This is a genomic window from Stenotrophomonas sp. GW821-FHT02D01 (genome assembly GCF_059421765.1).
The window spans coordinates 44174-55681 of the sequence record NZ_JBWKVP010000008.1; the positions used below are offsets into that span (position 1 = coordinate 44174).

The 11508-nt window shown below is 65.7% G+C and carries 9 protein-coding genes; all 9 read left to right on the forward strand.

The features are described 5' to 3' along the window. The first annotated feature begins 120 nt into the window (after positions 1-120). The 9 genes from AC07UW_RS15605 (at position 121) to hglS (ending at position 11442) form a co-directional block, all read left to right on the forward strand. Positions 121-1593 (forward strand): transglutaminase-like domain-containing protein, encoded by a 1473-nt coding sequence (locus AC07UW_RS15605; protein ID WP_495212373.1) that lies wholly within the window; start codon positions 121-123, stop codon positions 1591-1593. Between the two features lie 50 nt (positions 1594-1643). Continuing rightward, positions 1644-4667: a TonB-dependent receptor gene (locus AC07UW_RS15610; RefSeq protein WP_336024206.1), complete on the forward strand. Its 3024-nt coding sequence runs from the start codon at positions 1644-1646 to the stop codon at positions 4665-4667. Positions 4668-4722: 55 nt separating this feature from the next. Continuing rightward, the gene (locus tag AC07UW_RS15615; RefSeq protein ID WP_336024208.1) at positions 4723-6276 is read left to right on the forward strand and encodes a serine hydrolase domain-containing protein; all 1554 of its coding nucleotides are present in this window, start codon (positions 4723-4725) and stop codon (positions 6274-6276) included. Then, the gene (locus AC07UW_RS15620) at positions 6209-6922 is read left to right on the forward strand and encodes a M15 family metallopeptidase (RefSeq protein WP_495212374.1); all 714 of its coding nucleotides are present in this window, start codon (positions 6209-6211) and stop codon (positions 6920-6922) included. Before AC07UW_RS15615 ends, AC07UW_RS15620 begins: the two co-directional genes overlap by 68 nt. Positions 6923-7525: 603 nt before the next feature. Next, positions 7526-7897 carry a hypothetical protein gene (locus AC07UW_RS15625; RefSeq protein ID WP_025878234.1) on the forward strand — a complete coding sequence of 124 codons (372 nt, stop codon included), beginning with the start codon at positions 7526-7528 and terminating at the stop codon, positions 7895-7897. Between the two features lie 227 nt (positions 7898-8124). Further along, positions 8125-8544, forward strand: a complete 420-nt coding sequence (locus AC07UW_RS15630) for an EF-hand domain-containing protein (RefSeq protein WP_025878233.1) — start codon at positions 8125-8127, stop codon at positions 8542-8544. Between the two features lie 97 nt (positions 8545-8641). Further along, the gene (locus tag AC07UW_RS15635; RefSeq protein WP_080150725.1) at positions 8642-9394 is read left to right on the forward strand and encodes an HAD family hydrolase; all 753 of its coding nucleotides are present in this window, start codon (positions 8642-8644) and stop codon (positions 9392-9394) included. Positions 9395-9425: 31 nt separating this feature from the next. Continuing rightward, positions 9426-9914, forward strand: coding sequence for a hypothetical protein (locus AC07UW_RS15640; RefSeq protein ID WP_312111953.1), 489 nt, complete (start codon positions 9426-9428; stop codon positions 9912-9914). Positions 9915-10077: 163 nt separating this feature from the next. Further along, entirely contained in the window at positions 10078-11442 is a 1365-nt protein-coding gene (gene hglS / locus AC07UW_RS15645; RefSeq protein ID WP_495212375.1) for a 2-oxoadipate dioxygenase/decarboxylase HglS, read from the forward strand. Positions 11443-11508 lie beyond the last annotated feature (66 nt).

An 11508-nucleotide genomic window follows, 5' to 3' on the forward strand; every position in this document is an offset into this window, starting at 1 on the left:
CTCCTCGAATGCCTGTTGGAATATTTATTCCTTTCGGCCCCGAAAGCAAGAATAAATTATTGACCGGTCTTCCGGCCCGTGTTACACAGCCGTTACCACCCGCGCTTGGGAAGTGTCGCTGTGGATCCTGCCGTTCGCAAACCGTCTCTGCCTGCCGCTGCCGGCCTGTGTGCCGCGCTGCTGCTGTGGGCGTCGGCGGCACCGGCCGCGGATCCGCGCAGCGCCACTGAACGCGAACGGGAAACCCAACTGATCGATCTGGTTGACAGCGGTCGTTTCAGCGATGCCGATGCGTTGCTGGCGACCGCAGGCGATGCTGCCGAAAGCGCGTTCCAGCGCGAGCGCATGCGCCGCATCAAACTGGATTTCTCCCTTGACCACGCCGCTGCCAAAGCAGCGGTACGCCGTTGGATTCCCGACCTGACCGACGAGGAATTCGCGCGCTGGGACCAGCTTGGCCTGATCGAGCATCTCGACATCGATGGCACGCGCTGGTACTTCAAGCGCGCACCATCGAACCTGTTCCTGCTCAGCGATGAAGCGCGTGCACGCCGCCGCGCGGATGCGCCGATGCCGGCGCCGGGCCCCAACGAGGTGCTCAACGCGCATCACGCGCGCGTGGTTGCTGCCGCCGAACAGAGCGGCATGGCATCCGTGCTGCCGCAGCGCATCGAATTCACCCAATCGTTGACGGTCAAGGCGGATGCCGTACCGACCGGCGAAACCGTACGTGCCTGGATTCCGTACCCGCGCGAGATTCCCGGCCAGCAGGAGCGGGTGCAGTGGATCGGCAGTGCACCAGGCAAGGCTCGAGTCGCCCCGGCCAGCACCCAGCAGCGCACCGCCTACCTGGAAGCCAAGGCGGTGGCCGGGCAGCCGACGTACTTTGAAATCCGCTATGCGGTGACGATCTTCGCGCGCCACACGGCAATCGATGCGACGAAGGTGCAGGCCACGCCGAATGATCCAGCATTGAAGCCCTATCTGGCCGAGCAGCTGCCGCACGTGCGCTTCACCCCGGCGCTGAAGCTGTTCTCCGACCAGGTGCTGCAGGGCGAGACACGCCCGTATGAAGTGGTACGCAAGCTGTTCGCCGCGGTCGACCGCATTCCATGGGCCGGTGCGCGCGAGTACTCGACCCTCAGCAACATCAGCGACTACGCGTTGCGCGCCGGTCATGCCGATTGCGGGCAGCAGACACTGCTGTTGATCGCCCTGCTGCGCATGAACGGCATTCCCGCGCGCTGGCAGTCGGGCATGGTGTTCTCCGATGATGGCAGCGGCTACAACAACCTGCACGACTGGGGCCAGGTCTACCTGGCGCCCTATGGCTGGCTGCCGATGGATGTGACCACCGGCGCGCTGGCCAGCGACACGCCCGCGCTGCGTGACTTCTACCTCGGTGGCCTCGATGGCTACCGCATCGCCTTCAACGACGATTCCGGCCAGGCGTTCGTGCCGGCCAAACAGCACTACCGCTCGGAAACGGTCGACTCGCAGCGCGGCGAGGCCGAGTGGTCAGGCGGCAACCTGTACTTCGACCAATGGAGCTACGACTTCCAGTGGCGGGTACTGCCAGCCGGGCAACGCTAGCGCGACACACCACCCCACCACCATTCAATTCTTGCAGGAGAGAGCAGGGGATGAAGGCTTACAACATCAAGCGGGCGGCCTTGTGCGTCGCCCTCGGGACGTGTCTGGGCATCATGCTGCCCACCACGGCCATGGCTCAGAACGTGTCGGGTGCCGTTGCCGGCCGCGCGACCGCGGGCGACCAGATCACCGTCGTCAATGCCGGCACCGGCCTGACCCGGACGGTCACCGTCGGTGCCGATGGCAGCTACCGCCTCGGCCAGCTGCCGGTGGGTGACTACCGGCTGCAGCTCAGCCGCGATGGCCAGACACTGGGCGAACAGGTGGCGGTCAGCGTCGCTGTCGGCGGCACCACGACCGTCAACCTGGCCAGTGGCGGCGGTGTCACCAACCTCGATGCGCTGCAGGTGGTCGGTACCCGGGTGATCAACCGGGTGGATGTCTATTCCACCGAGACCTCATTCAACATCAACCGGCAGGAGATTTCCCGGCTGCCGGTGGCACAGGACCTGTCCGCAGTGGCGCTGATGGCACCGGGCGTGGTCGGCGGCAACTCTTCGTTCGGCGGCCTGTCCTTCGCCGGTTCCTCGGTGGCCGAGAACGCCGTCTTCATCAACGGCCTCAACGTCACCGACATGTACACGCGTCGCGGCTTCAGCACGGCCCCGTTCGCGTTCTTCAATGAATTCCAGGTCAAGACCGGCGGCTACTCGGTCGAGTTTGGCCGTTCCACCGGCGGCGTGATCAACGCGGTCACCCGCTCGGGCAGCAACGAGTTCAAGGGCGGCGTGGAAGTCACTGCCGAGCCCAGCGCAGGGCGCTCAAGCGGCGGTGATCATTTCCATCGCGACGGTACGCCGCATTCCTATGGCAGCCGCGACAACAACTCGTTCCTGAAGACCAACGTCTGGGGCTCTGGGCCGATCATCAAGGACAAGCTGTTCCTGTTCGCCATGTACGAGGACCGCAACGATCGCGGCCACAACACCTCGTCCGATGGCAGCACCTGGTTCAAGAACAAGTCCGGCAATGGGTTCTGGGGCACCAAGCTGGACTGGAACATCAATGACAACCACAGCTTGGCGCTGCTGGCGTTTTCTGATGAGGGCGATGTCACCAACGCGTCCTATGCCTACGACTGGGATGACAACCGCCTCGGCGACTGGGGCGGTGATTCGATCACCGAGACTGGCGGCAAGAACTGGTCAGCCACCTACACCGGTCACTTCGGACAGAACTTCACCGCGCGCGCGATGGTCGGCCAGAACAACCAGCGCGCCTTCACCAACTCGTCGCTGGACCAGGCCTGCAGCCCGGTGTTCACCGACAGCACCTATGGCACCCGTCTGTCCAAGCTGCAGGGCCTGCGCGCCGGCTGCCATCCGACCGGGACCGCCGTGGCCGAACGTGATGACACACGCGACGTGGCGCGCCTGGACTTCGAATGGCAGCTGGGGGACCACCTGCTGCGCTTCGGCGTTGACCGCGAGCTGATGACCACCGACCAGACCACCCGCTATCCCGGGCCGACCGCCTTGAGCTACACCGCCTACGTGGCGCGTCCCGGGGATGAAGTGTGGGACGGCGCCAATGCGTACGTGCCGGCCGGTGTCACCGAGATGCTGCGTGCGCGCAACCGGCAATCCGGCGGCAAGTTCGAGACCGAAGCCAATGCCTTCTACCTCGAAGACATCTGGAACATCACTCCGAACCTGATGCTGAACCTTGGCGTGCGTTGGGACCGCTTCGAAAACCGCACCGCCGCCGGCAAGGCGTTCATCAAGATGGACGATCTGATCGCGCCGCGGGTGGGCTTCTCGTGGGACATGAAGGGCGATGGCAGCACCAAGCTGTTCGGCAACGCGGGTCGTTACTACCTGCCGGTGACAAACAACATCAACGTCAACTTCGCCGGCGGTCTGACCGACGAGTACAGCTACTACGTGCTTGAGGGCTGGGAACGGAAGACCTCGCCCACCGGTTCGGCGTACATGGCGCCGGTCATCGGACAGCAGATCGGGCCGACCGATACCCGCATGAACACCGGTGGTGCCGACCTGCGGCAGAGCGTGGACAAGGACCTGAAAGCGGTCTACCAGGACGAGTACATCCTTGGTTTCCAGAACATGATCAACCCGGCTTGGTCGTGGGGCGTCAACGCCACCTACCGGCGCATGACCCGCGCACTGGATGACATCCGCATCAACTACACCCCGTGCGGACCGACGCCGAGCACGTTGTGGCCGATCGCGAACCCGGGCGAGAGCCTGACCATCTGGGGCGACAAGAGCATCGGCTGCGCCAACGAAGGCTGGATCACCATCGATACCGCCAACAGCGGCTATCGCAAGGGGGGCAGCGGCGAGGTGATCGGTTATTCCAAGCCGAAGCGTACCTACAAGGCGCTGGAATTCCAGATCGACCGCGCATGGGACGAGAAGTGGATGCTCAACGCGTCTTACCTGTGGTCCAAGAGCGAGGGCAATTTCGAAGGGCCGGTGAACTCCGATACCAACTACGGCGACACCGGCATGGTCCAGTTCTGGGATCACCCGGCTACCAATGAACGTTATGGCGTGCTGTTCAACGATTTCCGTCACCAGTTCAAGCTGCGCGCGGCGTATGCGCTGAACAAGCAGTGGTCGTTCGGCACCACGTTGCAGGTGCAGTCCGGCGGCCCGATCACCGCCTATGGCGTGATGTGGCCGAACGATTCGATCGCAGGTGGCAGCACCTCCAGTGAGGGCAGTGGTGGTGGCACCGGCTGGCTGTGCGTGGCCAACTGCTCCGGCCCCTATGACAAACGCCAGTTCGAATACAGCCCGCGTGGTGCTTTCGGTCGCCTGCCATGGACTTGGACCATGGGCGCGAACGTGACCTGGCGCCTGCCGGTGGAGGGCATCGACCTGAGTGCCCGGCTGTCGGTGTACAACATCTTCAACAACCAGAAGACCATCAACGTGCACCAGCGTTACGAGGCCCAGCCTGGCCAGTATCGCGAGAACACCTTCGCTACCGGTACCCGCTGGCAGGCGCCGCGCTACACCCAGCTGGTGGTGACCTGGAACTTCTGATCGACGAGGATGCGCAGGGCCGGGCGTCGCCCGGCCCTGCCAATGGAGACCGGCCGTGTATCGCCTGCTGACCTTGGCCGCGTTGCTTGTCGCCACCGCCCCAGCAGGGGCGGTGGACACCGCACGCCTGGACGCCGACATCGCCTTCGTGAGCCAGCACGAGCACCTGCCGGGGCTGGCGATGGCGGTGGTCGAGGATGGCCAGGTGGTCTATCGCCACAGCGAAGGGGTGCGCGGTGACGGCGGCCGCATCGACGAAGACACGCTATTCAAGATCGCCTCCAACAGCAAGGCGATGACCGCCGCGCTGCTGGCCACGCTGGTGGAGCAGGGCAAGCTGCGTTGGGACGAGCCGGTACGCCGCCACCTCCCGGCGTTCCGCATGCATGACCCGTGGGTGGGCGAACACCTGCAGGTGCGCGATCTGCTGATTCACAACAGCGGTCTCGGCCTGGGCGCCGGTGACCTGATGCTGTGGCCTGAGCCCAATACCTTCACCCGCAGCGATGTCATCGCCGGGCTGGCACACCTGAAGCCGGTCACCAGTTTCCGCAGCGGCTACGCCTACGACAACCTGATGTACGTCGTTGCCGGTGAGGTGGCTGCGGCCGCCGGTGGCAAGCCCTATGACCAGCTGATGCGCGAGCGGGTGTTTGAACCGCTGGGGATGACCCGTTGCCAGGTGGGCGCATGGTCGGTGAAGCAGGTCGGCAATGTCGCCCAACCGCATGTGCGTCGCGATGGCCGCAATGTGGTGGCCGGTGCCGATGGAACGCTCAGCCCCGATCTGACGTCGATGGCGGCCGGTGGCATCCGCTGTTCGCTGCGCGACATGACGCGCTGGATGCAGGTGCTGCTGGACCCGGCGCTGGCACCGGCGTGGTTGAGCGCCGAGCAACGCCGCATGCTGTGGACGCTGCACATGCCGATGCCGTTGGGCGAACGCCAACGCAAGTGGGACAACGCCCGCTTCTATGGCTATGGGTTGGGCTGGCGGGTGTCGGACATGGACGGGCACTGGAAGGTCGCGCACACCGGTACGCTGTCGGGCATGTATTCCTCGCTGGCGCTGCTGCCGGATCGCAAGGTCGGCGTGGTGATGCTGATCAACGGCGAGGCCGAAGAAGCCCGCACCGCGTTGATGCAGTCGACACTGAAACAGTTCACCGCGCCGGATGACGCGCAACCTGTGGGGTACTACCTGGCCGAGCTGAAGGCCGATCAGGCCGCGCGTGCCGCCACGGGAAGTCGTGCACCCTCTACCCGGGCTGCCCGACCGGCTGCAGCCACTGATCTGGTGCAATGGCAGGGGCGTTACCGCGATCCCTGGCTTGGCCCCGCCTCGCTATGCCCCACCAGCAATGGCCTGCGCTTCAGCGTCGACAAATCGCCCACGCTGCAGGCAACGGTGCAGCAGCTGCAGGGTCGCTGGCTGTTGCAGTGGGACACGCTGGAACCCTCGGCGCAGGCGTGGCTGAATCCCGGCGCAGACACGCCGACGCTGGAACTGCGCGCCATCGATCCGGAGATCGACTTCAGCTATGACTTCCAGGACCTGCATTTCACTCGTACTGGCGATTGCCCTGGCAGCGGCGGCCCACGCCGCTGAGCCGCCGCGCATCTCGCCCGCCACCGACGTCACTGCGGCGGGACTGGTGGAGATCCGCACGCTGTCGCCGCGCATCGAGATGGACATCCGCTACGCCGGTGCCAACAATTTCACTGCTGCGCGCGTGCCCGGCTATGAAGCGCCCGCGTGTTATCTGCTGGCGCCGGTGGCAAAGGCGTTGGCCGCTGTGGAAGCTGACCTGCGCGCGCAGGGTTTTGGCTTGCGTCTCTACGATTGCTATCGCCCGGTGCGCGCGGTGCAGGCGTTCATGGCCTGGGTAAGTGATCCGCAGGAACAGTCGCGCAAGGCGCTGCAGTATCCGGATCTGGACAAGCCGCAACTGCTGAGCGACGGCTACATCGCCGAGCGCTCCGGCCACAGCCGTGGTGCCACCGTGGATCTGGGCCTGCTGGATTGCCGCAGCGGGCGCTGTACGCCGATGGACATGGGCACCGATTTCGATTTCTTCGGCCCGCGCGCGCATACGCAGACGCCCGGCCTGACTGAGGCGCAGAAGGCCAACCGCCAGCAGTTGGTACAGGCGATGGCACGGCGTGGTTTCGCCAACTATGCGCAGGAGTGGTGGCACTACACGCTGCAGCCCGAGCCGGACCCCGGTACCGCCTACGACATGCCAGTGCGGTAAGGGGGTGTCGGCAGGGCTGCGCCCTGCACCCGCCGAATCGACGGCAACAGCAACAGCAGAAGCTGGCGTTCCGCGGGATGGCGGGGTGGGTCCGGTTACGGGGGACGCCGTGAATCCGTCCTTGGAGGCTTGGGCGCGCCATCCTTGGCGCTTACACCCCCGCAACCGGACCCACCCCGCCTTCGACAAGTTTCCGCGATCTGTCGGAATGGCATGGCGTGCTCCTGGTGGGTGTCGCCCTTGGTCGACACAGTAGATCCACCCCATGCGTGGATGTTCTTCGTTCAATTGTCGAAATATTCGATTCGATGGAAATCCGTCCACGCATGGCGTGGATCTACCGGAACAAATCCAACCGTCATCGGGAACCTGTCGAAGGCGGGGCGGTGTCGGATTGCGGGGTGTCCGCGGCATGGATGCCGCGGCCAAGCCCCCAGGGATGGGTTTACGGCGTCCCCGCAATCCGACACCGCCCCGCCATCCCACGGAATGCCCGCTGTTGCTTTGGCGGTCGCTGTTGCTGTTGCCCTGGCCTCTGCAGGTACAGGGCGCAGCCCTGCCGATACGCCTTACACTGGCCGCCTTCTCCTGCGTCCCCGCCCGATGAACCTTCCCCTGCATTTCGGCCTGCTCGGTACGCTCGAGGCGGGCCTCATCGCCCTGCTGGTCGGCCTGCTGGTGTATTTCCTGTGGCACCACCTGTGCCGGCTGCTGCACTGGACCGTGGGCCATGCGATCGGCTGGTCGTGCGTGATCGCGGTGATCATCTCCGCCGGCATCGATGCCTGGAAGCTGTTCTACATGGGCATCGTGCGGCTGGAGTCGCCGCTGTATGCGCGCCTGTTCCTGTCCACCATCCACGATCCGAACGAACTGGGCAGCCGCGTGGTGCTGGAGATCGCCGGTGCGCTCTCCGGTGTTGCATTGGGATGGGTGTTGTTCAGTTCGCGGTCATCGGAAAAAACCGTCGACTGACGCAGGTTTTTCGTTCGCTGCCGGTTAAATCGTACAGCGCTGAATGCTCGTCTTACTGTCTGCTCACTTCGCACTAACCACCGCGCTAACGCATGCGTCTGCGCCAGTGGTTAACCATGCGTGTTCGAGGGAATCGCGGCGCAAAATCGATTCAGAAATGCGGTGGCAGGGTAGGTGCCGTGCGGAGACAACGACCGCGCACTACCACCCTTCAGGAGACACCCCAGATGACTATTCGCAACCGCAAGCCCCTGATCGCCCTGATCGTCGCCGCCGGCAGCGTGTTGGCCATCCCGGCGATGGCGCAGTCGGCCAAGCAGCAGGCCGCGCATGCACAGAACGAAGCGGCGCAGGCCCAGCAGGCGGCGGCACAGGCAGGCCAGGCGGCTGACCAGGCCACCGACGCGGCCGCAGCAGCCTCGGCGCAGGCCAACGGCGGCGGCCAGACGTGGGCCAGCATCGATACCGATGGCAACGGCACCATCAGCAAGAGCGAGTCGCAGGTGAATGCGGGCCTTGCGCAGGTGTTCGACCAGGCTGATGCCAACAAGGACGGCCAGTTGAGCGCCGACGAGTACAAGGCCTACGTGGCCGCCCAGCAGGCGGGTGCCGGCGCGGGTGGCACGGCCGCAGGCCAGGGTCGCTGATCCACGGTTGAATTCGGGACAACCGGTGCATGGGCAACCCGGGTGGCTTCGGCCACCCGGGTTTTTTTCGTCATCGCCGCGCCTGTATCCTAGGGCGATGAACACCTCCACGCCTGCGCCCTCGCGCGCCATCGGCCTGGTCGGTTTTGACGGTGACGACACGCTGTGGAAGAGCGAGGACTACTACCGCAAGGCCGAGCAGGATTACCTGGACCTGCTGTCGCGCTACATCGACGTCCACGACACCCAGACCGCCCGCCACCTGCTGGAAGTGCAGCAGCGCCACCTCGGCGTGTTCGGTTACGGGGTGAAGAGCATGACGCTGTCGATGATCGAAGCGGCCATCGAGATCACCTCGCAGCGGATCGAAGCCAAGGACATCCAGCGCATCCTCGACATCGGCCATGACACCCTGCGCCATCCGGTCGAACTGATCGACGGCGTACGCGAGTCGGTGGCGGCCATCGCCGCGCAGTACCCGGTGGTGCTGATCACCAAGGGCGACCTGTTCCACCAGGAAGCCAAGATCAAGGTGGCGGCGCTGGCGGACCTGTTCCCGCGCATCGAGATCGTGTCCGAGAAGGACCCGGAAACCTATGCCCGCGTGCTGGCCGAATTCGACCTGCCGATGCAGCAGTTCGTGATGGTCGGCAATTCGCTGCGCTCGGACATCGAACCGGTGATCACCCTCGGCGGCTGGGGTATCCACACCCCCTACGCAGTGACCTGGGCGCACGAGACCCAGCACGGCGTGGCCGAAGACGAACCGCGCATGGTCAACGCCGATACCGCCTGGGACTGGCCGGCGGCGCTGGCGACGATCGAGGCCAAGGCCGCTGCTGCGGCCTGACACGGCGCGGCGGCTGCGGCAGAATCGATGCATGAAACTGCCACTGCGCGCCCTGCTGTTGTCCCTGCTGCTGGCGCCGGCCATCGTGCTGGCGCAGCAGACCGCCGAACGTTCGGCGACCTATGAGGTGGATACCGGCGATGCCTGGGTCGACACCCAGCTGGCCGACATCAACCACTACGCCGAGCGTTACCCCGATGCCTTCCTCGACGAGGTATCGCGCTATGCCGGTGTACCGCGGGGTTACATCGCCGCGCTGGCCACCACCCACCAGTGGCAGGCCGGCGACATCTATTTCGCCTGTTTCTGGGCCAAGGCCAGTGGCCAGACCTGCCGCGACAGCGTGCGTGCCTTCAGCCAGGACCCGGAGGGCGGCTGGGCCGAGGTGGTGAAGCGGATGCCGGCCAAGCCGCAGAACCTGCACTACCGCGCCGTACGCCACGCCATCGTGGCCAGCTACGAGCACTGGGATCGGCCGATCACCCTCGATGCCACGCTGAAGCGCCAGCTCAAACGGTAGTGCCGGCCGCTGGCCGGCAACTGCATGCCCCCGACGCAGAGGTTGCCGGCCAGCGGCCGGCACTACCCATCGCAGGTCATGTTGCTCTGCGTATCGCCGCCGCCGCGCGCTCCGGCGACAATACGGGTCCGAGCTGTTCCCCGTTCCCGTAATCGAGTGACTGATGAGCGCCTCTTTCGTTTCGCCCGATGTGATCCGCCGCCTGTTCGCCCAGGCCATGTCCCGCATGTACCGCACCGAAGTGCCGTTGTACGGCACGCTGGTGGAACTGGTGGAGCGGATCAACACGCAGGTCCTGGCGCAGGACCCGGCGCTGGCCGCGCAGCTGCTGCGCAACGACGAGCGTGCCCGCCTGGATGAAGAACGCCATGGCGCGATCCGCGTCGGTACCCCGCAGGAACTGGCAACCCTGCGCCGCCTGTTCGCGGTGATGGGCATGTACCCGGTGGGCTACTACGATCTGTCGGTGGCCGGCGTGCCGGTACATTCCACCGCCTTCCGCCCGCTGACCGCCGCTGCGCTGGCACTGAACCCGTTCCGCGTGTTCACCTCGCTGCTGCGCCTTGAGCTGATCGAAGACGAGGCGCTGCGTGCACAGTCCGCCGAAATCCTCGCCCGTCGCCGCATCTTCACCGACGAGGCACTGGCGCTGATCGACCAGGCCGAGCGTGAGGGGGGCCTGACTCAGGCCGATGCCGAGCGCTTCGTCGAGCAGGCGCTGGAGACCTTCCGCTGGCATGGCGACGCCACCGTCGACCTACCGACCTACCATGCCCTGCACAAGGCGCACCGGCTGGTGGCCGACGTGGTCAGCTTCCGTGGCCCGCACATCAACCACCTGACCCCGCGCACGCTGGACATCGACGCTGCGCAGGCGGCGATGATCGAGCACGGCATGGCCGCCAAGGCGGTGATCGAGGGCCCGCCGCGTCGCGCCTGCCCGATCCTGCTGCGGCAGACCAGCTTCAAGGCGCTGGAAGAGGCCGTGCACTTCCCGGGCAACGAAGGCGGCGACGCCGGTACCCATACCGCGCGCTTCGGCGAGATCGAGCAGCGCGGCCTGGCGCTGACCGCCAAGGGCCGCGCACTATACGACCAGCTGCTGACGCAGGCGCGCGATGCCGGCGGCGCGGGCAGCACCGGTGGCGACTATGGGCAGCGCCTGCAGGCGGTGTTCGCCAGCTTCCCGGATGACCACGACACGCTGCGCCAGGAAGGCCTGGGGTATTACCGCTACCAGCTGACCGACGCTGGCCGCGCCGCGCCGGAGCGCGTGGCCGATCTGCCGGCCGAAGTGCTGGTTGCCGCGGGCCTGGCCACGGCCGATCCGATCGTCTACGAGGACTTCCTGCCGGTCAGCGCCGCAGGCATCTTCCAGTCGAACCTGGGCGGCGGTGAGCAGCGCGCGTACGCTGCCCATGCCAATCGCGAGGCCTTCGAACAGGCGCTGGGCGCGGCGGTGAACGATGAGTTCGAGATCTACGAGCGCATCCAGGCCGAATCGCTGGCGAGCCTGCGCACCGCCTGAAGGTGTGCCGGTGGGCACAGGGAGCCGGCGAGCGATGTCCGATTGCTGGTAGTGCCGGCCGCTGGC